This window comes from Actinomadura sp. ATCC 39365, from assembly GCF_054392275.1.
This window is the reverse complement of the sequence record NZ_CP184335.1, coordinates 6,831,860-6,854,906: the sequence shown is the minus strand read 5'-3', so window position 1 is coordinate 6,854,906 and position 23,047 is coordinate 6,831,860. Positions and strand designations below refer to the sequence as shown.

The following is a 23,047-nucleotide window of genomic DNA, read 5'->3' as shown; positions in this document are numbered from 1 at the left end:
CCCCCTGTCCCGTCCCTGACCGGCCGCACCCCGTCAGGGACGGGACGCCAGGCGCGCCCGCACGGCCAGGTCGTGCAGGGCGTCTTCCGCGGTGGCCCGCTCGGGCAGCGCCGAGCCCTCGCGCGCCGCCTCCAGAGCGGCCGTCATCCGCGCCACGTCCTCGGCCACGCCCGCCACCGGCGGCGCCGCGCCGTGCTCGGCCTCCCGCTTGGCCGCCACCAGCTCCGGCAGGTACGCCGGCCCGTAGGACAGCAGCCGGGTCAGGTCGGCCTCCAGCTCCCCGGTGCGCATGAGGTGGGTGCCCGTCGCCAGCACGCGGAAGGTGTACAGCAGCGGCTTCAGCTCGCCCGTACGCCCGAACAACCGCCACTGCGTACGGGCGAACCCCAGGTAGTGGTGGGCGTGGTGCCGCGTCACGCACCCGGCCGCCAGCGCCGTCAGCTCCTCGTGCACCGGCGAGGAGGTCACCACCAGCGGCGACAGGAGCTGTTCGAGCACGTAACCGTTGCGGCCGAGCAGCAGGCGGCAGAACTTGACCAGGTCGTGCGTGACCAGGTCCACCTCGACGCCCTCGCGCGTCCACGTCCGGTCGAGCGTCTGCGGCCCGGTGCGCAGCCCGGCCACCTCCTCGACCGGCAGCACGTGCACGCCACGCAGGTCCACGTCGGAGTCCACGGACGGGAAGCCGTACAAGTGGGCGCCGCTCACCGTGGAGAACGCCACCGGGTACGGCTGCTCGCCGGCGATCTCCGGCAGCCAGGACGGCAGCCCGGACGGCAGCCCGTTCACAGGTGCTCCTTCCGCACGCCCACCAGGAAGTCCTCCACCCGTTCGCGGTCCGGACGCTCCGGCAGGACGCAGGGCGCGGCGGCCAGTTCCGCCGCCAGCTCGGCCCGCCAGGCGTCCACCTCGGCCCACGGGACCTCGCCGCGCCTGACCGCCAGCAGCCGTTCGCGGTGCGCCCCGACATCGACCAGCGGCTCGCCGTGCCGCATCAGGTGCAGGCCGCTGAGCAGCAGCCGCAGCATGTGCATGGCCTGCTTCCACTTGGGCGCCGCCGGGTCGAGACGCCGGAACTGGTCTACGGCGTACCCGGCGAAGGTCTGCCGCGCCCGCCGCGACACGAACGCCCCGCGCAGGTCGCGCAGCCGCCGCCCGGCCGGGGTCTCCACCTCCACGATCGGCGACCACAGGCATTCCAGCACCGTCGGGTTGGCCTCCAGCGCCAGCACGCAGAAGCGCTCCACCTCCCACGAGAACTGCTCGGGCAGCGGCCCGTCGCGGTGCGTGGGCGGTTTGGACAGCCGCCAGAAGTCCGCGGTGGGGGCCACGAACACGCCGCGCCGGTCAGTGTCGGACGCCGCGGTCTCCAGCCCGTACGCCCGCGAGCCCGTCACGACGGACAGGATGAGATCGTCATTCATCCGGACACCCTCCCACGGGGCTTGCGTTCGGGGGCCGGCGGCTGGTCTGATCGAAAAGTGGGCGGCTATGACGAGGCTTACCGGCGGAGCATCCAGCGCCCGGAGGAGTTCTGGGCGCAGGCGGCGCGCGACATCGACTGGGACGTCGCGCCCGCCGTCGTCAGCGACGGGAACAGGTGGTTCCCCGACGGGCGGCTCAACACCTGCCACAACGCGCTCGACCGGCACGTCGCGGCCGGCCGCGGCGGCCAGGCGGCGCTGATCTACGACAGCCCGGTCACCGGCACGATCCGCACGATCACCTACGCCGAGCTGCTCGACGAGGTGGCGCGGACGGCGGGCATGCTGAAGGCGCTCGGCGTGACGGCCGGCGACACCGTCGTGATCTACATGCCGATGGTGCCCGAGGCGGTCGTCGCGATGCTGGCCTGCGCGCGGCTCGGCGCGGTGCACTCGGTGGTGTTCGGCGGCTTCGCGGCCAGGGAGCTGGCCCTGCGCATCGACCACGCCGAGCCCAAGGTCGTGCTCTCGGCCTCCTGCGGCATCGAGCCGGCCCGCGTCGTGGCCTACAAGCCGCTGCTCGACGCCGCCCTCGACCAGGCCGCCCACCGGCCCGCCCACTGCGTGATCCTGCAGCGCCCGCAGGGCCCGGCCGAGCTGACGCCGGGCCGCGACCTCGACTGGCACGAGTCCGTGCGCGCCGCCGAGCCCGCCGGATGCGTGGCCGTGGCCGCCACCGACCCGCTCTACGTGCTCTACACCTCCGGTACCACCGGCCTGCCCAAGGGCGTGGTGCGCGACAACGGCGGCCACGCGGTCGCCCTGCGCTGGAGCATGACCAACGTCTACGGCGCCGCCCCCGGCGAGGTCTTCTGGGCGGCCTCCGACGTCGGCTGGGTCGTCGGCCACTCCTACATCGTCTACGCGCCGCTGCTGACCGGCTGCACGACCGTCCTGTACGAGGGCAAGCCCGTCGGCACCCCCGACCCCGGCGCGTTCTGGCGGGTGACCGCCCAGCACGGCGTGCGCACGCTGTTCACCGCGCCCACCGCGATCAGGGCCATCAGGAAGGAAGATCCGGCCGGCAATTTCGCGAGAAAGTGGGACCTGTCCGGGCTGCGGCACCTCTTCCTCGCCGGTGAGCGCCTCGACCCCGACACCTACCACTGGGCCGGCGACCTGCTCGGCGTCCCGGTCATCGACCACTGGTGGCAGACCGAGACCGGCTGGCCCGTCGCGGCCAACTGCGTCGGCATCGAGACCCTGCCGATCAAGCCGGGCTCGCCGACGAAACCCGTCCCCGGCTACGACGTGCGCGTCCTCGACGCCGAGGGCCGCGAGTGCCCGCCCGGCGTGGAGGGCGCGGTCACCGTCCGGCTGCCGCTGCCGCCCGGCTGCCTGCCCACCCTCTACCGCGACGAGGAACGCTTCACGGCCTCCTACCTGTCCCGCTACCCCGGCCACTACCTCACCGGCGACGGCGGCCACATCGACGCCGACGGCTACCTCTACGTCATGGGCCGCATCGACGACGTGATCAACGTGGCCGGCCACCGCCTGTCCACGGGCGCGATGGAGGAGGTGATCGCCGCCCATCCCGACGTCGCCGAGTGCGCGGTGATCGGGGTGGCCGACGCGCTGAAGGGGCAGCTCCCGGTCGGGTTCGTGGTGCTCAAGTCCGGCGCGGCCCGCGACCCGGCCGACGTCGAGCGCGAGCTGACCGCCCTGGTGCGCGAGCACGTCGGGCCGGTCGCCGCCTTCCGCCGGGCCGTGGTGGTCGCCCGGCTGCCCAAGACGCGCTCGGGCAAGATCCTGCGCGCCACGATGCGCGACATCGCCGACGGCAGGCCGTACGCCACGCCGTCCACCATCGAGGACCCCGGCGTGCTGCCGGAGATCGCCGACGCGGTGAACGGTCCATAGCGGAGCGGGCATCCGGGCAGCGCCGGGGGCGCCTCCCGGCGCATGATGGGACCTCCCGGTCCCGGAGAGAAGGCTGATGATCGAGACCCCGAGTTACGCCGACGCCCTGAGGGTGCTCGGCTGCAAGGAGGGCAGGCTCGTCAAGGTGGTCGGCTTCGCCGCGGCCGCCGCCCGCACGGGGTGGGCGCTGGCCGGGGGCGGGCTGCTCACCATGGGCCTGGCCGACCTGCGTTCCGACGTCGTGCGCTACGGCGAGGAGGTCATCCGCAGGCTGCCCGAGCTGAAGAGCGGCGTGGACCGTTACACCCGCACCCAGCGCCTGGCCGCCGCGCACGCCGTGATCGTCGTCTCGGCCTGGTTCGAGGCGCTGGGGGAGGCCAAGCTGCCCTTCACCCTGGAGCAGCTCGACCGGGCCGACAAGATCTCCCACGGCGTGCCCACCCCCGAGCGCTTCGCCCGCCTGGTGGCCGGTCTCCTCATGGAACGCCTGCCCACCCCCGAGCCGCACGTGCCCTTCGCCGAGACCCGCCAGGCCGTCGAACGCGCCCACCTGCGCATGTCGGAGGCGATGGCCGGGTTCGTCGGCGGCCTCAGCGTGTGGGACGAGCTGCCGGTCGACGACCAGCTCCTGTTACCCCGGATGCTGGCCGAGGGCCCGCCCGCGCACGCCCTGCGCATCTACGACGAGGACTTCCGCTCGCTGTCCCTGGACAGCCACGAGTTCGGCGTGCGCAGCCTGGTCACCGACCGCCAGACGCCGGGCACCGGCCTGTCGCGGGTGGCCTGGCTGCTGGCCGAGCTGGCCCCGCCGCGGGTCGGCGACCGTCCCATGATCCACCGGGCCAGGATGGCCGCGAACGCGCTCGACCGTCCCCTGCTGGCCGCCGGGAAGCTGCCCGAGGACGTCTCGCTCCCGCTGCTCGGCGAGGGCTATCTCAGCCCGCGCTGCCGGGTCGCCGAGCTGGCCCGCGAGTCCGATCCCTCCTCTGTGGGCTGGTGGCGCGACCAGCGCCTGCTGCCCGACGCCGAGGCGTTCCTCGTCGGCCACCTCACCTCGCTGCGCGCCACCCAGGCGCCCCTGCTGGTGCTCGGCGAGCCCGGCTCGGGCAAGTCCAAGCTGACCGAGGTGCTCGGCGCCCGGCTGGCCAGGTCGGAGTTCCTGCCCATCAGGGTGGAGCTGCCGCGCGTCTCGCCGCGCGCGCCGGTCACCGAGCAGATCGAGCAGGCCGTCGCCGCCGTGCTGGAGGAGGAGGTCGCCTACGCCGACCTGGTCGCCGCGGGCGACGGCGCGCTGCCGGTGATCCTGCTCGACGGCTTCGACGAGCTGCTGCAGGGCGGCGTCAACCGCTACGACTACCTCGGGCACCTCCAGGAGTTCCAGCGCCGCGAGGCCGCGCTGGGGCGGCCCGTCGTGGTGATCGTGACCAGCCGGACCGTGGTGGCCGACCGCATCAGGTTCCCCGACGGGCTGCTGGCGCTGCAGCTCCAGCCGTTCGAGGACGACCAGGTGCGCCAGTGGCTCGACATCTGGGACCAGGCCAACCGCGCCCTGCTGGCCCGGCGCGACCTGAAGCCGCTGCCCGCGGCGACCGCGCTGGCCCAGGGCGAGATGGCCCGGCAGCCGCTGCTCCTGCTGCTGCTCGCCCTCTACGACGCCGGTGGCAACGCCCTGCAGCGCGAGCACCGCCCGATCGGCCGCGCCCGCCTGTACGAGGTGCTGCTGCGCGACTTCACCGAACGCGAGACGGCCACCCCGCAGCGGGTGGCGATCGACAGCGAGCTCGTCCTGCTCGGCACGGTCGCCCTGTCCATGCTCGCCCGCGGCCGCCAGGTCATCACCGAGGAGGACCTCGCCCGCGACCTGCCCGCCCTGTGCGAGGGCGGTCAGGACGAGCCCGACGAGCCCGGCGAGCCGCGCCCGCCCGTCGACTGGGCCCGCCGGGCCACCGAGCGCTTCTTCTTCATCCGCCGGGACGGCCACTCCTTCCTCCACTCCACCTTCGGCGAGTTCCTGACGGCCTGGCTGACCGTGTACGCGCTGCGCGACCTCGACCGGCGCCGCCGCCTGGCCGGGGACGAGCCGCTGGCCCTGGCCCAGAGCGTGGACGACGACCTGCTGTACGCGGTCACGTCGTTCTCCTGCCTGGCCGAGCGGGGGCCGACGGTCGGGTTCATCCTGGAGCTGCTGGACGAGGTGCCGGCGGCCGTACGCGCCCGGTGCGTGGCCCACCTGGCCGGGCTGCTGCGCCGGTCCCTGTACGAGCGCCGCCGCCGCTGTTTCACCGGCTTCGAGCCGGTACGCCATCCCGTCACCCGCCGCCTGGCCGCCTACTCGGCCAACCTGGCGCTGCTCATCGTGGCCGCCTCGCCGGAGCCCGTGCCCGTCTCGCACATCCTGGGCGGGCCCGACCCGCTGGGCCGCTGGGCGTCCTTCAGCCACCTGTGGAAGGGCCAGCTCGGGCACGAGGGCTGGACGGGTCTGGTCAACGCCCTGTCGGCGCACCGCGTCGCGGGGCGTGGCCAGGAGGAGGTGATCCTCGGCGGCGCCGAGGGCACCGCCATGGGCGACGTGATCGTCGCCGCCGCCACCGGTCACGCGCCCCGCCACCGCAGGCTGCTCGACCTGCTGATGCTGGCCGTGGGGGAGGGGCGCGCGCTGCGTTTCCACGACCGGGTGGCCGTCCTGCGGGAGCTGGTGGAGACGGCGGCCGTGCGGTCCCCGGCGGTGCACCGGGCGCTGGGCGCGTTGTGGCGCGCGGACGGCGCCGACCACGCCGAGCTGCGTCCGCTGCTGGGCCTGGTGCTGGCCGACCCGACCGAGCGCGTCGCGACCTGGGAGCAACTGGTCAAGGCGGGCGTGCCGGAGGAGGAACTCTGGCAGATCCGCCAGGGCGCCGACTGATCCACCGGCGGCGCGATCACGGTCAGGGCACGGATTGATCCACCGGCAGCTCCACGGTGATCGTCAAGCCGCCCTCGTCGCGCGGCCTGGCGGTGACCGTGCCCTTGTGGGCCTCGGCGATGACCCGCACGATCGACAGGCCGAGCCCGCTGCCCCGCTCCGAGCGCAGCCGGTCGCCGTGCAGCCGCCGGAACGGCTGGAAGATCGTCTCGATCTCGTACGGCGGGACGTGCAGCCCGGTGTTGGCCACCACCAGCTCGACCTGCTCGGCCCGCCGCCGCGTCGTCACCCACACCTCGCCCTTGGGCTGATTGTGCCGGATCGCGTTCTCCACCAGGTTCTGCACCAGCCGCTCGACCAGCACCGCCTCGCCCGTCGTCGGCGCCGAGTCCAGCAGCCGGTGGATCGTCACCTCCCGCTCGGCCGCCTCCTCGCCGGCCTGGTCGAGCACGTGCTCGGCGACGTCGGTCAGGTCGAAGGGCCGCCGGTCCAGCACCGCCTGCTCGCCCTCGGCCAGGGCCAGCAGGCCGTCGATGAGGCGTTCGTGCCGGGCGTTGACCAGCAGCAGCGACTCGCCCAGCCGCTTGACGTCGTCGGTGGCGTCGGGGCGGCGCACCGCGACGTCCACCAGGGTGCGGTTGATCGTCAGCGGGGTGCGCAGCTCGTGCGAGGCGTTGGCGACGAAGCGGCGCTGCCCGTCGAACGAGCGGGCCAGCCGGCCGAGCATGGTGTCGTAGATCTCGGTGAGCTCCTTGACCTCGTCGCGCGGGCCCTCGTACCCGATGCGCTCGGTCAGGTCGTGGCTCTGGGCGACCCGGCGGGCGGTCTCGGTCACCGTCTTGACCGGCCGCAGCACCCAGCCCGCCGCCCGCCAGCCGACCCCGAACGCCCCGGCCGTGGCGGCCAGCACGATGAGCCCGCCCAGGGTGCGCACGCCGCTCAGCGTCTCGCGCTGGTAGGCCGCGCGCACCCGCATCGCGTTGCGGTAGGCGGCCTCGTAGGAGTCGCCGTAGGAGTACTGCCGGGGGAAGTCGGGCCTGATCAGGTCCGCCCGGTACTCCAGCTGCGACCGGACGACGAAGTACACCCCGGTCACCGCCAGGGCGCCGAGGAAGAAGAACACCCCGGCGCAGGCCAGGGCGAAGCGCATGCGTACGGTCATGGGATGCGGTACCCCGATCCGGGGAGGGTCTCGATCACCTGCGGTTCGCCGAGCTTCTTGCGCAGCTTCATCATCGTGGTCCGCACGGTGTTGGTGAACGGGTCGATGTGCTCGTCCCAGACCTTCTCCAGCAGGTCCTCGGCCGAGACCACCGCGCCCTGGGCGCGCAGCAGCTCGGCCAGCACGCCGAACTCCTTGCGGGCCAGCGGCACGTACACGCCGTCGCGGAACACCTGCCGGTGCGCCCAGTCCAGCCGCACGCCCGCCCGCTCCAGCATCGGCGGGTCGGCCCGGCGGGCGCGCCGCCCGAGCGCGTGCACCCGCGCCACCAGCTCCTCGAACGCGAACGGCTTGGTCAGGTAGTCGTCGGCCCCCAGCGACAACCCCGACACCCGCGCGCGCACGTCGCCGGACGCGGTCAGCATGAGCACCCTGACCAGCCGATCCTGCTCCGCCACCGTCCGGCACACCTCGTCGCCGTGCACCCCCGGCAGGTCCCTGTCCAGGATCAGCACGTCGTAGTCGTGCACGCCGAGCCGTTCCAGCGCCGCCTCCCCGTCATAGGCGACGTCGACGGCGAGAGCCTCGCCCCGTAACCCCTCGGCGATCGAGTCGGCGAGCATGCGCTCGTCCTCGGCGATCAAAACCCGCACGTGTAGCCCCCAAGAAGATCATAAATGCCGCAAGTCTGGACCAGACCGCATAACGCGGGCGTAACCACTTCCGGTGACGCTCAGGTTATCGGCGTCCCGCTGGACTGCCTCCCTCACGACCGGGACCGGCCCGGTCGGCTACGGGGGAGAAGGTCATGGCAGCCACCCTGGCCGGGACGCGTCCGCTCGCGCCCGCCGCGCGCCGCCCGCGCGGCCACGGGCTGTTCGCCTGCGTCCTGGCGCTGGCCGCCGCACTGCGCGTGCTGGTCATACTCGGCTACGACACGGCGCAGCTCTACTGGTACGACTCCTTCACGTACCTGGACACCGCCGTGCACATGCAACCCCAGGCGGCCTTCCACCCCGCCGGGTACTCCTGGTTCCTGTGGGCCCTGCGGCCCTTCCGCAGCGTGGAACTGATCGCCGGGGTGCAGCACGCCATGGGGCTGGGGATCGGCGTGATGATCTACGCGTTGCTGCGCCGCCGTTCGCTGCCCGGCTGGGGGGCCGCCCTGGCGACCGTGCCGGTGCTGTTCGACCCGTCCTTCCTCCGGCTGGAGCACGCCGTGCTGTCGGACCTGCAGGTCATCTTCCTGATCACCGCCGCGCTGGTGGTCCTGATGTGGCGCCGGGCCCCCTCCGGCGCGCCGCGGGGCCTCTGGCCCGGCGTGCCGTCGGCGCGGGCCGCGGCGGTGGCGGGGCTGCTGCTCGCGCTGGCCGGGCTGACCAGGACCGCCGCCGTGCCGCTGCTCGCCCTGGCGGCCGGCTGGCTGCTGCTGCGCCGCGCGCCCTGGCGGCGGGTGGCCGCGCTGGTGCTGGCCGGCGCCCTCCCGCTGGCGGCCTACGCCGGCTGGTACGCCCAGCACCACGGCCGTTTCGCCCTCAGCGGCTCCGACGGCGTCGCCCTGTGGGCCAGGACCATGACCTTCGCCGACTGCTCGATCATCAAGCCGCCGCCCGCCGAGGCCCCGCTCTGCCCGAACGGCACCGTCGCCGACGCCGCCTCGGAGTACGTCTGGGCCCCCGGCGCCTCGCTCAACCGGCTCCCCGGCGACCGGTTCGCCCACAACGACCTGGCCAGGTCCTTCGCCCTGCGCGCCATCGCCGCCCAGCCGCTGGACTACCTGCGCGAGGTGGCCCGCGACACCTCCCTCGCCTTCACCTGGTCGCCGGTGCCCCACCCCCGGCGGATGAACCCGTCCACCACCTTCCCCCGCGGCTCCTGGCCGCTGCCCGAGCAGCACGCCCTCGTCGCGAAGGTGCGCTCGGAGTACGACCCCGGCATCCGCGGCATGAGCTCCGTCGAGCCGTACGCCTCGATCCTGGCCGCCTACCCCTATCCCTGGTTCCTGCACGGCACGGTCTTCGGCGTGCTGCTCCTGGCCGGCGGCCTCGGCTCGGCCGGACGCCGGCGCGCCGCGCTGCTGCCCTGGGCGATCGCGGCGTTCCTGCTCCTGGCCCCGGTGGCGGCCCTCGACTTCGACCACCGCTACGTCCTGCCCGCCATCCCCTTCGCCTGCGTGTCCGCCGCTCTGGCCGTCGCGGGGGCCGTCTCGGGGACACCGCGGACCTGGGGGTTTCCGGGCCTGACCTTTCGGAGGCTGACATCCTTGCGAAAAAATACGTAATATCCACTGCATCGCGAGCGTTGGGGGCGCCAAGGTGCCGGGACAGAGCGTGGGTGTGGTCGTCGATCCGGGGGTTCCTCCGGAGGTCGCGGGGATGCTGCGGGCCAACGCCGCGCTGCTGTCCAGGATCCGGTCGGGCTGGGTGCCGCCGGCCGACGCGCGTCCGGGCCGGTTCCGGAACGTCTCCAGCGTCGCCCTGCTGGCCGCCACGCCCGGGGTGGTCGCGCTCATGGCCGTGCTGCTGGCCCTGTCCCACCCGGCCGCCGGGTTCACGTTGCTGGGCACGTTCGTCTTCATCGTCCTGGTCAAGATCGCGTCGATCAGCGAGCTGCCCGAGCACGACGTGTCGCGCGACCGCGAGGTGTACGAGCGGGCCCGCCCGTACCGGGACCGCTACCTGCTGCCCGAGGACTTCGACCGGGACGCCGCGGACGTGCTGACCAGGGCGCAGCGGGCCATCGGTTCGGTGCTGCGCTCGCACGTCAACGCCGAGGGGCTGCTCGACGGCGCCCGCAACGCGCTCATGCTGCCCGCCCAGGAGTGGGAGATCGCCCGCCTGCTGGCCAAGCTGTCGGCCTTACGCGCCGAGCACGCGGCCCTGGTGTCCAGGGGCATCGCCCCCGAGGTGGCCGCCGTGATCGAGCCGCTGGACAGGGCCCTGGCCACCAGCGAGGCCGCCATGATCGCCCGCGTCGAGGCCCTGGAACGTTACGCGGGGCACGTCGCCGAGGCCGAACGCGCCTACCACGCCCGCGGCCAGATCGAGGAGCTGCGCGCCCGCCTGCCGCGTTACGAGGAGCTGCTGGCCGAGACCGGCGCCGACGCGCTGGCCGTCCCGGAGATCGACCGGCTCGCCGAGGACGCCGACCACCTGGAGCAGGTGTTGCGGCGCAGCGTGCGGTCGGCGCACGAGGCGTTCCGTTACCTGGAGAGCTGACCTCGGAACCGCCCTCGCAGGAGGTGAATCCCCATCCGATCCGACATCATGGCCGACGTGATCGTCGACCCAGGCGTGCCGCCGGCCGACGCGCGGCTGCTCAGGGACAACCGGCGGCTGCTGCTCAGGACGCGCAGGGGCTGGGTCCCGGACGCCCCGGGCCTGCCCGCCGCGCCGTACTGGCGGCTCGGCGCCGTCTGCGGGGCGACCGTCTGCCTCGGCCTGCTGCTGGGCGCCGGCGGGCTCGGCCGCTCCCTGGGGCCGCTGTTGCTCGTGCTCCTCGCCATCCCGCTGATGATCGTGACGTTCGTCCGCACCGAGACGCCGGAGGGCGAGGAGGCCGAGCACGAGCGGCGGGTGCACGCCCAGGCCGTCCGGCACGAGGGCCGGTACGTGCTCCTCGACGACCTCGACGAGTCCTCGCGCAGGCTGCTGCGCCGGGCCCAGCGGGCGGTCGCCACGGTGTCGCAGTCGCGGGTCAACCTCGAAGGGCTGCTGGACGACGTGCGCAACGCGGTGATGCTGCCCGCCCAGGAGTGGGAGATCGCCCGCCTGCTGGCCAAGCTGTCCGGCCTGCGCGCCAGGCACCGGCAGACCCTGGCGGGGGAGAGCGCGCCCGAGGTCGCGGCCGTGGCCGAACCCCTCACCAGGGCGCTGGACAGCAGTGAGGAGGCCGTCGTGGCCCGCGTGGAGGCGCTGGAGCGGTACGCCGCCAACGTGGCCGAGGCCGAACGCGCCTACCGGGCCAGGCAGCAGATCGCCGAGCTGCGCGCGCGGCTGCACGAGTACGAGGAGCTCGTCGCCGAGACCGGCGCGGGCGACGCCGCGATGGACGAGCTGACCCGCCTGACCGAGGACGCCGACCGCCTGGACCAGGCGCTGAGGCGGAGCGTCAGCTCCGCCCACGAGGCCTTCCGCTACCTGGAGCCGGGCCCCCGAATCCCTGACCGCCCTGACCGCCCTGGACGTGCGGAGCGGGGGAGCCGGCGGCGTGCGGCGGGTGGGTTCCGCCGTGGGCGGCCTCCAGGAGCAGGTCGCACAGGGCGTCGGCGGCGTCGACGCGGCCCAGCTTGCCCGCCGCCTGCCCCATCGCCGCGCGCAGCCCGGGATCGGCCAGCATCGGCATCAGCTCGGCCAGCAGCTGCTCGGCCGTCGGCCGCGGCTCCAGCAACGCCCGCGCGGCTCCCGCCGAGACCAGGTAGCCGGCGTTCTTGCGCTGCTCGTCACCCCCGGTCGGGATCAGCGGGATCAGCAGCGACGGCTTGCCGATCGCGGTCAGCTCCGACACCGTGCCCGCGCCGCTGCGCGAGATCACCACGTCGGCCGCGGCGAACAGGTCGGGCAGCTCGGCCCCCACGTACGGCACCGGGTGGTAACGGTCGGCCAGGCCGGGCGGCACCTCGACCGCCCGCATCTGGTCGATCCAGGCCGGCCCGCACTGGTGGACGATCTGCGCGTGCGGCAACAACCGCGGCAGGATCTCGGCGATCAGCGTGTTGATCTGCTTGCTGCCCTGCGCCCCGCCGGTCACGTAGATCAGCGGCACCTCGAACGTCAGCCCGAACAGGTCGTAGGCCGCCGCCCGGTTGCCCTGCAGCAGCTCCGGCCGCACCGGGTTGCCGGTCACCACGGCCTTCGCCCGCGCCGAGGGCGGCAGGTACTCCAGCGACGACTCGTGCGACAGCGCGATCCGGGTCGCCAGCCTGGCCAGGATGCGGTTGGCCAGGCCCACCACGGTCGTCTGCTCGTGCATGACCAGCGGGCGGCGGATCAGCTTGGCCGCCACGCCGATCGGCACCGCCACGTACCCGCCGGTGGACAGCACCACGTCGGGCAGGTAGCGGGCGGCGTGCCCCACCGCCTGGAACACCCCGACGGGGATGCGGAACACGTCGGCGATGTTGGTGCCGAGCTCCTTGAGGTTGGGACGGCGGCGCAGCTTGCCCGTGGTGATCGCCTTGAACGGGATGCCGTGCTCGGCCGTGATCCGGGCCTCCAGGCCGTTCTCCGTGCCCACCCACAGCACGTCGTGCGGCACCTGACGTCGCTGGACGGCCGACAGGGTCGTCAGGGCCGGATAGGTGTGACCGCCGGTGCCGCCGCCGGTGATCAGCAGTCGCAGGGTTCGTGACATGCGATCAGACTATGGCCGCGCGGCGGAAGCCCGTGTGCCCGGTCCGGCCGCCGGGCGTGTTCGACGCGCGCGCGGCAGCCCGGCGGCGGCCGGCCGGTTCCGCCCCGTTCGGCCGGGGCGGAGCCGGCTTCGCCGGAAAAGCCGCAGAACGGTAGCGTTTTCCCATGCGACTAGGCGTGCTGGACATCGGCTCGAACACCGTCCATTTACTCGTCGTCGACGCCCACCGGGGCGCGCGGCCCATGCCCGCCTACTCCCACAAGGAAGAGCTGCGCCTCACCCAGTACCTGGGTGCGGACAACAGGCTCGCGCCCGAGGGCATCGAACGGCTCGGCGCGTTCGTCGAGGAGGCGGTGCGCCTGGCCGAGGACAAGGGGGTGGAGGACCTGCTCGCCTTCGCCACCTCGGCCGTGCGCGAGTCGGCCAACGGCGAGCAGGTGCTCGCCGAGATCGACAAGCGCTGCGGCGTGCACATCGCGGTGCTGTCCGGGCGCGACGAGGCCCGGCTGACCTTCCTCGCGGTGCGGCGGTGGTTCGGGTGGTCGTCCGGGCGGCTGCTGGCCTTCGACATCGGCGGCGGCTCGCTGGAGATCGCCGCCGGGGTGGACGAGGAGCCCGACGTCGCGGTGTCGCTGCCGCTCGGCGCCGGGCGGCTGACGCGCGACTGGTTCACCGGCGACCCGCCGTCCGCCGAGGAGGTGCGCAAGCTGCGCAAGCACGTCCGTACGGAGATCGCCCGCACGGTCGGCGACGTGGCCAGGTACGGCGAGCCCGACCGCGCCGTGGCCACCTCCAAGACCTTCAAGCAGCTCGCCAGGATCGCCGGCGCGGCCGCCTCCAGCGAGGGCCCGTACGTCTCGCGCGCGCTCTCGCGGGCGGACATGGCGGCCTGGGCGGCCAGGCTGACCGGCATGAGCTCCGCCGAGCGGGCCGAGCTGTCCGGGGTGTCGGAGGGGCGGGCCGCGCAACTGGCGGCCGGGGCGCTGGTGGCCGACGCCGCCATGGACCTGTTCGAGGTCGAGCGACTGGAGGTGTGCCCGTGGGCGCTGCGCGAGGGCGTGATACTGCGCCGGCTCGACCTCCTGCCCGGACGGCTGGACCAGTCCACGGGGATTGCCGAGTAAGGCCGATCTATCCTAAAAAATTGGCATAATTCGCTGGTGAGCGGGCACTTTTCGCCCAATGTTGACAGTCCTCGGTACGATCGGCTCCCTGGTGATCGTCTTCGTCCTCATCGTCCTGGCCGTCCTGGTCATCGCGGTGGTCGCGGTGCTGGCGATGGGCGCGCTGGCCGGAACGATGGTGGACTGGCACACGTTGTGGCGGCGGCTGACCCGCCGAGGGGCACGGTTGCCGCTGAAACTCAGCGCCCCCGAGGCGCCCGCGCGGCTGCGGGCGAAGCTGAGCGGCGGCACGCCCCTGGTGAGCCGCCGTCTCCGGCTCGCGCCCGTGATCCGCGGGGGCGACCGGCGTCCCGACGTGAGCCGTCCCGGCCGGAGCGCCCGCGGGCGCAGGCCCTCCGGCCTCACCTCCACCGCCGTCTCCGGCAACGAACAGTGAGAAGGCCGGGCCGCCGCTGACGCGGCGGCCCGGCCCCCGGTGTGCGGGTCACCTGGCGATGAGATGCTGTCCAGCCGCCCCGGGGGCGAAGCGCAGCTTCTTCTCCAGGCAGACCATCGCCCCGTTCTCACGCACGTTGGTGAACCGGATGTCGTCGGCGAGCGCGCGCATGATCTGCAGACCCCGTCCGTGCTCGGCCCCCGGGCCGGGTTCGATCACCTTGTCCGGGTCGAAACCGCCCCCCGTGTCGATGACCTTGATGACGCACAGGTCGTCGCGCACGCAGGCGCTGACGGTGTAGTCGTCGCTGGGCGTGGCGTGCTTGATCACGTTCGCGCACGCCTCGGTCAGCATCAGCTCGATGTCGTCGCGAATCTGGGCCTCGACGCCGAGCGACCGCAGCGTGCCGTCCAGCATCTGCCTGATCAGCGGGACGCTCGCCGCATCCCTGGGCAGTCGGAGCGCTATCGTCGCCTCCACTGCGTCTCCTCCCGTCTGGATGCGTGCGAGCCTTCTGCCCCGGATCCGGCGCGCCAATCGTCCGTTCCGCCGTCAGAGGGCCACAGGGGCCGCTACTGCTCCACGAGCCGCAGCGCCACCTCCATGCACGCCTTGTCGATCTCCTCCTCGGTCAGCCCCTCGCCGGCCATCGACAGCCACTTGCCCGCGTGCAGCGCGAACAGCGCCAGCGAGCGGCTGATGCGCTCGGTGGGCGTGGCGCCGGCGTCGCTCATCTCGGCGGTGAGCTCCATCATCGTGTCGCGCATCTTGGCCAGCTGGGGATGGTTGCGCATCGCCGTCTGGTTGCTCTCCAGGAAGCGGGCGACGGCCAGATAGCGGGGCTGGCGCAGCCGTTCGGCGTAGCGCGCGAGCAGCTCGCGGCGGGTCTCGGGGGTCTTCGGCGCGTTCCTGGCCCACTCCAGCAGCTCCTGCAGCTCGGCCACCCGGAGGTCGACCAGGCTGCCGATGATGTCGTCCTTGGTCTTGAAGTGGTAGTACAGCGCGGCCTTGGTCACGCCCAGCTCTTCCGCGATCTCGCGGAGCGAGGTCGCCTCGTAACCCTGTTCCGTGAAGAGTTTCAGCGCGATCTCCTGGATCCGCGCCCGCGTGTCTTCCCGCACTTTGCACCTGTTTCGACTTGACGGTCGGCAAGTAAGTATCTAGCTTATTCTAAGCTTGCCGGTCGGCAAGTAAGCAAGATCAAATCTGGGGGTGTGCAGTGGCGGAGGCAGTCGGACGGCGCCGCGAGGTCATGGTCGTCCTGCCGGGCCTGATGCTGGCCATGGTGCTGGCCATGCTGGACAACATGATCGTGGGCACGGCCATGCCACGCATCGTGGGCGAGTTAGGGGGCCTGACCCATCTGTCGTGGGTGGTGACCGCCTACGTCCTGGGCGCGACCGTCTCGACCCCGATCTGGGGCAAGATCGGCGACCTGTACGGCCGCAAGAGCATCTTCATCACCTCGGTCGTCATCTTCATGATCGGCTCCGTGCTGTGCGGCATGGCCGGCTCCTCCATGCTCGGCGGCCCCGCCGACGGCATGACCGAGCTGATCGCCTTCCGCGCGATCCAGGGCCTCGGCGCCGGCGGCCTCATGGTCAACGTCATGGCCATCATCGGCGACCTGGTGCCGCCCCGCGAGCGCGGCCAGTACCAGGGCATCATGGCCGGCGTCATGTCGCTGGCGATGATCGCCGGCCCGCTGGTCGGCGGCTTCATCACCGACCACCTCGACTGGCGCTGGGCCTTCTACGTGAACCTGCCGGTCGGCGCGGTCGCGCTGGTCCTGCTCGCGCTCAACCTCCACCTGCCGCGGACGCACAACAAGGTGCGCATCGACTGGGCGGGCGCGGTCCTGCTGTCGGTCAGCATCACCGCGATGGTGCTCATCACCACCTGGGGCGGCAACGAGTACACCTGGGGCTCCTGGCAGATCCTCACCCTGATCGCGGTCGCCGTGGTCTTCCTGGCCGGATTCATCGTGGTCGAGCGCCGCGTGGCCGAGCCCATCATGCCGCTGCAGCTGTTCCGCAACCGCAACTTCACCCTGATCTCGGGCATCGGCTTCCTGCTCGGCTTCGCCATGTTCGGCGCGATCAACTTCCTGCCGCTGTTCCAGCAGACCGTCCAGGGCGCCACGGCCACGAACTCCGGCCTGCTGCTGCTGCCCATGATGGCCTCGGCCATGGTCGTGTCGCTGTTCGTCGGCAAGGCCATCACCAGCACCGGCAAGTACAAGATCTATCCGATCATCGGCGGCGTCGGCATGGCCGCCGGCATGTGGCTGCTGTCCACGATGGGGGTCGACACGGCCTCCTGGCAGACCGGCCTCTACATCGCCGTGCTCGGCCTCGGCATGGGCTTCCTCATGCAGACCACCATGCTCATCGCGCAGAACAGCGTCGAGCAGAAGGACCTCGGCGTCTCCAGCAGCGCCACCACGTTCTTCCGGTCGATCGGCGGCTCGTTCGGCGTCTCGCTGTTCGGCGCGATCTTCAACAACCACTACCTGTCGGAGCTGACCGGCCGCTTCGGCGCCCGGGCGGCCGAGCGCATGACCTCCGGCGGCGCCCGGATGGACCCCAAACAGCTCGAACGGGTCCCGCAGATGCGCACCGGGATCCTGGAGTCGCTGGCGATCTCGATCTCCGACGTGTTCTGGTGGGCCATCGCCTTCGCCGTCGTGGTGCCGCTGCTGGCGGCCTTCATCAAGGAGATCCCGCTGCGCGGCGGCGCGCCCGCGGAAGCGGCTCCGCAGGAGGCGGTCAGCCCGGCGGCAGGCTGAACAGCCGGTCGATCGCCGTCAGCTGGAACAGGCTGCGCAGATAGGGCGTCAGCGCCACCACCCGCACCACGGCGCCGGCGTCCGCGGCCCGCAGCTGGAGGCGGACGAGCCCGGCCAGGCCGGAGGAGTCGACGAAGGTCAGCCGGGACAGGTCGACGTCGATCGCGGTGCAGCCGGCGGGGACGGGGAATTCGCCCAGCCGGCTGACGGACTCGTAGTCGAGGTCGCCGCTGAGGGCGAGCGCGACGGTCGTCGCGTCGGGGGTGGCGACCTCGATGTGCAGCGGCTTCCTGTCGACCACCCGCCCAGCCTAGCCACCCCGGGAAAAATGGGAGGCGCCGGGGTGGGCGTAGTGTGCACAATCCTGTCCATGCACATCTTGCGCCGCCCCCGGGTCGACGACGCCGCGGCCATCCACGAGCTGGTCGCGGCCTACGACACCGAGGTCATCGGGTCGCCCGACATGACGCTCGACGACATCGCCGACGAGCTGGCCGAGCCGGGCTTCGACCTCGACAGGGACGGCTGGCTGGCCCACGACGAGACCGGCCGCCTGGCCGGTTGGGCCTGGGCCTGCCGGGTGGGCGACAGCGACCTGGTCAACATCGAGGTCATCACCCGCTCCGGCCTGGACGACCTGCGGCAGGAGCTGTGGCACACGGTCACCGCCCGCGCCCGCGAGCTCGGCGCCGAACGCGGCCACGACGGCGTCACCCTCGACATCGGCATCTACCGCGCCGACCAGGACAAGCAGTCCTACGCCAAGGAGCAGGGCTTCGAGCCCGGCACCAGCTTCCACCGCATGCGCGCCGACCACGCGTCCCCCGTCGAGGCGCCCACGCCGCCGCCCGGCCTCACCCTGCACACGGGCGAGGACGAGGAGACCCGCCGCGCCGCGCACGAGGTGCACCAGATCGGCTTCGCCGAGCACTTCGGCTTCGTCCCGGTCGACTACGACCACTGGTACGAGCGCCGCCAGGCCCAGAGCGTCACCGACTGGAGCCAGCTCACCCTGGCCAGGATCGACGGGGAGGCCGCCGGCGTGCTGATCGGCAGCAACCAGTTCGTCCCCGACGAAGACTGCGGCTACGTCGCCACGCTCGCCGTGCACCCGGGTTTCCGCGGCCGGGGCCTGGGCCGCTTCCTGCTCCGGCACGCCTTCGCCGCCGACGCCGCCAGAGGCCGCAAGGGCACGATCCTGCACGTGGACAGCAACAACACCACCCCCGCGCTGGGCCTGTACGAGTCGGCGGGCATGCGCCGCGTACTGGCCATCGACGTCTGGCGGCGCCGCCTCTGACGCCGTCCCGCCCTACCCGGTGGCGGGCCCGCCGCTAGACCCGGTGGCGGGCCAGGTGCTCCAGCACCGACTGGTTGGCCTCCCAGCCGTCGGGGAACTTCACCGGCACCCCGAGCTGCACCGGCTCGGCCGACGGGTGGGCGTCCAGCAGCTCGGCGATGCCCGCCCGCGCCACCATCACGCAGGCATGCCGGTGGCGCGAGGCCAGCACGCACAGCCGCCCCGACTCCAGGTGGAAGGCGGTGGCGTCGCGGCGGCCCGACAGCGGGTGCAGCACGATCGTCACGTCGTACTCGCGGCCCTGGAGGCGGTTGGCGGTGTCCACGGTGATCTCCGGCGGCAGCCCGGCGTTCCTGATCGCGGCCACCTGGTCGCGGTGGGCCGCGCCGACCGCGATCCGGTCGGCGGTCACCGGCCGCTCGCCCTGCTCCGAGGCGGCCACGGCCCCGCGCTGCAGCAGCCGCGCCGCCAGCAGCGCCACCGCCTGCACGGCCTCGCCGTCGGTACGCACGGTGTGCCGCTCGGGCAGCTCCAGCAGCGCCCACCCCGACCGGGCGGCCTCCTCCAGCGCGCGGTCGTGCACGGTGCCCATGCCGCCGGCGGTCAGCTCCAGCCGCCGGTCGCCCGCCGAGGTGCCCGACCGGAACCCGGTGAACGGGTAGAACGCCTTCGACACCACCGGCGCGGCCGAGGCCGGCAGCCGCCAGGACACCGGCAACCGGTGGACCGGCAGCTCCGGGTTGTGCCGCAGCAGCACCGCCACCGCGCTCTGCAGCGGGTCCCACGACAACCCCGACCAGCGGTCGCCGTCGACGATCGAGAACGGGTCGAGCTGTCCGGGGTCGCCGACGAACAGCGCCCGCTCGAACAGCCCCGCGATGCGCAACAGCTTGTCCGAGCGCATCTGGTACGCCTCGTCCACGATCGCCCACGGCCACACCCGGCCGGAGATCCACGCCCACTTGTCGGCCGTGGCGATGACGATGTCGGGGTCGCCGAGGTCCTGGATCCTGGTGCCGACGGTGACGCCGGGCAGCTCCAGCATGCGCGGGTGGGGCACGTACCCGCCGGCCGACAGCCGACCGACCTTCAGGTGCGGATGCTTGTCGGAGATGCGGGCCACCAGGTCGTCGACCTGCTCGTTCGTCTGGGCGACGATCATCAGCGGCTCGCCGGTGGCGGCGATGTGCGCGGCGGCGCGCACGACCAGCGTGGACTTCCCGGCGCCGGGCGGGGAGTCGACCACGACGCCGCGGTTCCTGGGCAGGTCGGCCAGGACGTTCGCGATCACCTGCTCCGGGCTCTCGCTCACGACCATTCCTCCTGGGCGTCCTCGTCGGCGGGGATGTACTCCTGCGGCGGCCCGCCGTGCGTCCACGGCGTGGCCTCGGCCTCGGGCAGCGCCGGCGAGCCCTGGAAGTCGTCGGTCAGCGAGGTGTAGCAGACCCGCTCGCCGATCTCCGGCACGGCGCCGGGGGCGGGAGTCTTCCCCCGGCCCATGCCCTTGGTGATCTTCAGGGTGATCAGCCCGCCGTGCGCCTCCACCAGCTCGGCGCCCTGGCCGCGGCGCTGCGGGGTGCCGAGCGAGGCGCCGGGCGGCAGGCGTACCGGGTCGTCGGTCTTGAGCACCACCAGCGGGCGCAGCTTGCGCGAACGGCCCTCGCCCTCGACGTTGTCGGGGACGGTCTCGACCACCTCGCCGGCGAACGCCTCGCCGGTCAGCCGGTACTCGGCCATCACCAGCGGGTCGTCGTAGGCGCGCTGCACGTCGTAGGCGGCCTGGGCACGTTCCATGCGGGCCAGCTTGGCCGCGGCGGCCACCGCGCCGTCGCGCCTGGCCTGCGGCGGCGCGCCCTCGGCGATGTGGGCGGCCATGGCGCTGAACGAGCCGCGGTCCTGCTCCCAGCGCTGCGCCACGCTCGCGCCCGGCTCCAGCCCGGCCAGCAGGTCGAGCGCCTGCCACATCAGCCGCCAGGTGGGTTCGAGCTGGGTGCGCAGCGCCTCGGCGACCCGTTCGGGCGACTCGCTCTCGATGGCCGGCGCGAGCACCTCGGCGTCGAAGCCGGGATCGGTCGCGGGCCCGGCGGGCGGCCAGATCAGCGGGTCCTCGGCGTCGTCGGAAGGCCCCTGGGTGATCCAGGACAGCAGCGCGGCCAGGTTGGCGTCCTCCAGCGCGCTCTGCCCGCTGGCCCAGTGGCGGCCCAGCTCCTCGGTCGCGGCCAGCGTCAGCGACGAGCCCGGGTAGGCGGCCCGCTCCGCGAAGTACGTCAGCCACCGCCCCAGCAGCGGCACCTCCGGCGGCACCGGGTAGGGCCCGTCGGGCCTGCGGAAGCGCGTGGAGCGGCCGAGCAGCCTGGCGAAGCCGACGCCCGCCTGGTTCGGCAGGACGAGCTGCGGCGCGTCGAGCGCCCGCTCGTAGGGGTCCGCGTTCTTGCGCTCCACCGTCTCGGTGTCGGCGGTGAACCCCTCGACGTACGGCAGCAGCACCCCGCCCAGCTCGGCGGCCCAGGCGAAGCGCAGGTCGCGGTTGCGCGGCTGGGTGACGACGAGCAGGCGCGGCCGGTCGCGGTCGGTGCCGAGCATGGCGGCCAGCGGCGCGGCGGCCTCGCCCGACAGCTTGAGCGGGATGAACACCATCGGCCGCGCGCCCACGTGGCAGTGGCGGACCGTGGCGACGGGCTGGGCGATGCCCTCCCGCAGGGCGCGCAGCCGGGCGAGCGAGGTGAGCAGGCTCAACTGAGGCACTCCCTGCGCAGGCGTTCGGCGTTGCGGAGCAGGCCGGCGATCTCCTCCTGGCCGTCGGCCGGGTCGCGCAGGCCGTCGGCCAGGCCCAGCGCCTCGGCCACCGAGGCGACCCCGCCCAGCTCGTCGCGCACCTGGCGGCCGAGCAGGTCGGAGGCGCCCTCCTGGCGGGCCTCGTCGCGGCAGAAGAAGCACAGGTCGCACGCGGACAGGCAGTCGGGCGCGTAGCGGGCGGTGGTCCTGCGCAGCGCGTCGGCCAGTTCGGCGACCGGGCGGGTGGGCCGGCCGTCCTCGCCGGGCCGCAGGTCGAAGCTGAGGTCGTCGGGCAGCGCCGCGAGCAGCCGGTCGAGGCCGGTCATCCGGGTGAGCTGGCGGCGCAGCACGGCGAGCTGCCTGCGCACGTCGACCAGGGTCGCCACCGGCCGGTTGGCGAAGTTCTCGGGACACACCAGCACCACGTCGTGGGAGACGGTGAGCGGGTCGTGCCCGAGCTCCGCCAGCATCGTGCGCAGCGCCAGCACGTAGACCGCGGCCTGGCGGGCGGCGGCGGCCACCGCGGCCGGCTCGGCCTGCCCGTCGACCACCGCGAACGACTTGATCTCCACCACGTGGAAGCGCCCGCCGAGCTGGAAGGCGACCACGTCGGGTTCGAGGAACGCGGTGTGGCCGGCGATCTCCAGGCTGAGCAGCGGGTGGTCGAACAGCGTGCCGGCGTCCTGGTCGCCGCGCGCCGCCCGGTCGAACAGGGCGCGGGTGTGGGTGTGGCGCAGGTGGGCGCCGACGTTCTCCACGTCGTGGTAGGCCACCTCGGCGACCGGCAGGTCCAGCACCTCGCGCAGCATGCGCAGCAACTCGGCGCAGCCGTCGGCCTTGACCAGCGCCTCGAACGCGTTCCCGCGGGTGATCGCGAACGGCGACTGGCCGAACGGCGCGGGGAAGCCCAGGTGGCGGGCGGCGGCGTCCTTGTCGACGCCGGCGCCGTCCATGAGGGCCCGGCGGGTGCAGCCGGGATTGGCGGCCAGGGCCGCGATCGCTCTGGCGTCGTGCGGCTTGGGCGGCGTCGTGCCGCGCAGCGCGTCGAGCCGGTGGGCCGGGCCGTCCTCGCGTCTCAAGCCGCTCACGTCGCTGTCTCCTCCTTGATCGTGCCCAGCGTAGCGGCGCCGAAGAGCCTGGCCACGTCACCGAGCTGGGATGTGGCGCGTCGTGCCAGCTCGGCGCGGTCGCGCGTGTCGCGTTCTGCGTGCACCGCCAGCTCGGCCCTGGCCGCCTCGGCGATCCGCCGGCGGTCGGGCGGGCCGAGGTCGGCGACCGTGGCGCCGGGCACGTTCCTGGCCATCCGCGCCAGTAAGCGCAGGGCCCCTTCGTCCGCGCAGTCGTGCGAGGCCACCGCGATGGCGCAGGTCAGGAAGTCGACGCGGGGGCTTAGCGGGCCGACCACCCGCCGCTCCAGCGGCCAGGTGCTGAGCGTCAGCAGGCCGCGGGCGGGGGAGAGGCGGTCGGTCAGCGCCGCGCACAGGTAGTACGGCCTGCCGTGCGGCGTGGACCGGAACGAGCGCTCCTCGTCGCGGCGCAGGCTGGTGAGCTGGGCGCTGCGGATGGTGCCGGCGAAGAACGCGCCGCTGACCGCCACCACCAGGCGCGGCTGCGCGGCGGCCCCGAGCAGCGCGAGCGCCTGGTGCACCTGCTCGCGGACGGTGACCAGCCGGGGCCCCTGCGCCTTGGCGGGCGGCTGCTCGCCGCTCACCAGGGCGTCCCAGGCGCGCTCGGCGGCGCGCAGCTCGGCGCGCAGGACGCGGGCCGTCGCGCCGTCCCTGACGCGCATGGCCTTGCGCACGCCGGCCCGGAGCCCGTCGATCCGCCGCTCCAGCTCGTCCAGCGGGTCACTCATGGCGCG

General features: G+C 73.4%; 21 protein-coding genes. 8 read left to right on the top strand and 13 right to left on the bottom strand.

The window, feature by feature from the left end; genetic code table 11:
• Window positions 1–33 precede the first annotated feature (33 nt).
• Complete coding sequence (locus ACNF49_RS33550; protein ID WP_482940065.1) at window positions 34–789, bottom strand: nucleotidyltransferase domain-containing protein; 756 nt, start codon at window positions 787–789, stop codon at window positions 34–36.
• Complete coding sequence (locus ACNF49_RS33545; protein ID WP_482940064.1) at window positions 786–1,424, bottom strand: nucleotidyltransferase domain-containing protein; 639 nt, start codon at window positions 1,422–1,424, stop codon at window positions 786–788. Before ACNF49_RS33545 ends, ACNF49_RS33550 begins: the two co-directional genes overlap by 4 nt.
• Before the next feature lie 57 nt (window positions 1,425–1,481).
• On the opposite strand from ACNF49_RS33545, the gene ACNF49_RS33540 reads away from it, so the two are divergent.
• Together ACNF49_RS33540 and ACNF49_RS33535 are read left to right on the top strand one after the other, a co-directional pair.
• Window positions 1,482–3,347, top strand: a complete 1,866-nt coding sequence (locus ACNF49_RS33540; RefSeq protein ID WP_482940063.1) for a propionyl-CoA synthetase — start codon at window positions 1,482–1,484, stop codon at window positions 3,345–3,347.
• Between the two features lie 76 nt (window positions 3,348–3,423).
• Entirely contained in the window at window positions 3,424–6,249 is a 2,826-nt protein-coding gene (locus ACNF49_RS33535) for an NACHT domain-containing protein (RefSeq protein ID WP_482940062.1), read from the top strand.
• A 22-nt stretch (window positions 6,250–6,271) separates the two neighbouring features.
• On the opposite strand, the gene ACNF49_RS33530 is transcribed toward ACNF49_RS33535, so the two are convergent.
• Window positions 6,272–7,411: a sensor histidine kinase gene (locus tag ACNF49_RS33530; RefSeq protein WP_482940061.1), complete on the bottom strand. Its 1,140-nt coding sequence runs from the start codon at window positions 7,409–7,411 to the stop codon at window positions 6,272–6,274.
• On the bottom strand, window positions 7,408–8,064 hold the full coding sequence (locus tag ACNF49_RS33525) for a response regulator transcription factor (protein WP_357987129.1): 657 nt from the start codon (window positions 8,062–8,064) through the stop codon (window positions 7,408–7,410). The genes ACNF49_RS33530 and ACNF49_RS33525 overlap by 4 nt, the downstream gene beginning before the upstream one ends.
• A 155-nt stretch (window positions 8,065–8,219) precedes the next feature.
• Between ACNF49_RS33525 and ACNF49_RS33520 the strand changes: the two genes are divergently transcribed.
• Entirely contained in the window at window positions 8,220–9,692 is a 1,473-nt protein-coding gene (locus ACNF49_RS33520; protein WP_482940060.1) for a hypothetical protein, read from the top strand.
• 49 nt (window positions 9,693–9,741) lie between these two features.
• On the top strand, window positions 9,742–10,629 hold the full coding sequence (locus ACNF49_RS33515; protein ID WP_357987123.1) for a hypothetical protein: 888 nt from the start codon (window positions 9,742–9,744) through the stop codon (window positions 10,627–10,629).
• On the opposite strand, the gene ACNF49_RS33510 is transcribed toward ACNF49_RS33515, so the two are convergent.
• Both ACNF49_RS33510 and ACNF49_RS33505 read right to left on the bottom strand, forming a co-directional pair.
• Window positions 10,614–11,345: a hypothetical protein gene (locus tag ACNF49_RS33510; protein WP_482940059.1), complete on the bottom strand. Its 732-nt coding sequence runs from the start codon at window positions 11,343–11,345 to the stop codon at window positions 10,614–10,616. The genes ACNF49_RS33515 and ACNF49_RS33510 overlap by 16 nt on opposite strands.
• Window positions 11,346–11,521: 176 nt before the next feature.
• Window positions 11,522–12,763, bottom strand: coding sequence for a UDP-N-acetylglucosamine--N-acetylmuramyl-(pentapeptide) pyrophosphoryl-undecaprenol N-acetylglucosamine transferase (locus ACNF49_RS33505; protein WP_482940058.1), 1,242 nt, complete (start codon window positions 12,761–12,763; stop codon window positions 11,522–11,524).
• Window positions 12,764–12,927: 164 nt separating this feature from the next.
• Between ACNF49_RS33505 and ACNF49_RS33500 the strand changes: the two genes are divergently transcribed.
• Both ACNF49_RS33500 and ACNF49_RS33495 read left to right on the top strand, forming a co-directional pair.
• The gene (locus ACNF49_RS33500; protein ID WP_357987114.1) at window positions 12,928–13,887 is read left to right on the top strand and encodes a Ppx/GppA family phosphatase; all 960 of its coding nucleotides are present in this window, start codon (window positions 12,928–12,930) and stop codon (window positions 13,885–13,887) included.
• Between the two features lie 58 nt (window positions 13,888–13,945).
• Window positions 13,946–14,323: a hypothetical protein gene (locus tag ACNF49_RS33495; RefSeq protein WP_357987111.1), complete on the top strand. Its 378-nt coding sequence runs from the start codon at window positions 13,946–13,948 to the stop codon at window positions 14,321–14,323.
• 48 nt (window positions 14,324–14,371) lie between these two features.
• Here ACNF49_RS33495 and ACNF49_RS33490 read toward each other — a convergent pair whose 3' ends face one another.
• On the bottom strand, window positions 14,372–14,803 hold the full coding sequence (locus tag ACNF49_RS33490; protein ID WP_357975469.1) for an ATP-binding protein: 432 nt from the start codon (window positions 14,801–14,803) through the stop codon (window positions 14,372–14,374).
• 92 nt (window positions 14,804–14,895) lie between these two features.
• On the bottom strand, window positions 14,896–15,444 hold the full coding sequence (locus tag ACNF49_RS33485; RefSeq protein ID WP_357975472.1) for a TetR/AcrR family transcriptional regulator: 549 nt from the start codon (window positions 15,442–15,444) through the stop codon (window positions 14,896–14,898).
• A gap of 98 nt (window positions 15,445–15,542) precedes the next feature.
• On the opposite strand from ACNF49_RS33485, the gene ACNF49_RS33480 reads away from it, so the two are divergent.
• Window positions 15,543–17,111 (top strand): MDR family MFS transporter, encoded by a 1,569-nt coding sequence (locus tag ACNF49_RS33480; protein WP_482940056.1) that lies wholly within the window; start codon window positions 15,543–15,545, stop codon window positions 17,109–17,111.
• Here ACNF49_RS33480 and ACNF49_RS33475 read toward each other — a convergent pair.
• Window positions 17,092–17,412 (bottom strand): STAS domain-containing protein, encoded by a 321-nt coding sequence (locus tag ACNF49_RS33475; RefSeq protein WP_357975478.1) that lies wholly within the window; start codon window positions 17,410–17,412, stop codon window positions 17,092–17,094. The two genes, ACNF49_RS33480 and ACNF49_RS33475, sit on opposite strands and share 20 nt — an antisense overlap.
• A gap of 69 nt (window positions 17,413–17,481) precedes the next feature.
• On the opposite strand from ACNF49_RS33475, the gene ACNF49_RS33470 reads away from it, so the two are divergent.
• Window positions 17,482–18,411, top strand: coding sequence for a GNAT family N-acetyltransferase (locus ACNF49_RS33470; RefSeq protein ID WP_482940055.1), 930 nt, complete (start codon window positions 17,482–17,484; stop codon window positions 18,409–18,411).
• A gap of 34 nt (window positions 18,412–18,445) precedes the next feature.
• Here ACNF49_RS33470 and ACNF49_RS33465 read toward each other — a convergent pair whose 3' ends face one another.
• Genes ACNF49_RS33465 through ACNF49_RS33450 form a run of 4 tightly spaced genes read right to left on the bottom strand, consistent with a single transcriptional unit; the run spans window position 18,446 to window position 23,041 of the window.
• Window positions 18,446–19,729, bottom strand: a complete 1,284-nt coding sequence (locus tag ACNF49_RS33465; RefSeq protein WP_357975484.1) for an AAA family ATPase — start codon at window positions 19,727–19,729, stop codon at window positions 18,446–18,448.
• Complete coding sequence (locus ACNF49_RS33460) at window positions 19,720–21,156, bottom strand: hypothetical protein (RefSeq protein WP_482940054.1); 1,437 nt, start codon at window positions 21,154–21,156, stop codon at window positions 19,720–19,722. The genes ACNF49_RS33465 and ACNF49_RS33460 overlap by 10 nt, the downstream gene beginning before the upstream one ends.
• The gene (locus ACNF49_RS33455; RefSeq protein WP_357975489.1) at window positions 21,144–22,274 is read right to left on the bottom strand and encodes a hypothetical protein; all 1,131 of its coding nucleotides are present in this window, start codon (window positions 22,272–22,274) and stop codon (window positions 21,144–21,146) included. Before ACNF49_RS33455 ends, ACNF49_RS33460 begins: the two co-directional genes overlap by 13 nt.
• On the bottom strand, window positions 22,271–23,041 hold the full coding sequence (locus ACNF49_RS33450) for a hypothetical protein (RefSeq protein WP_482940053.1): 771 nt from the start codon (window positions 23,039–23,041) through the stop codon (window positions 22,271–22,273). The genes ACNF49_RS33455 and ACNF49_RS33450 overlap by 4 nt, the downstream gene beginning before the upstream one ends.
• Window positions 23,042–23,047 lie beyond the last annotated feature (6 nt).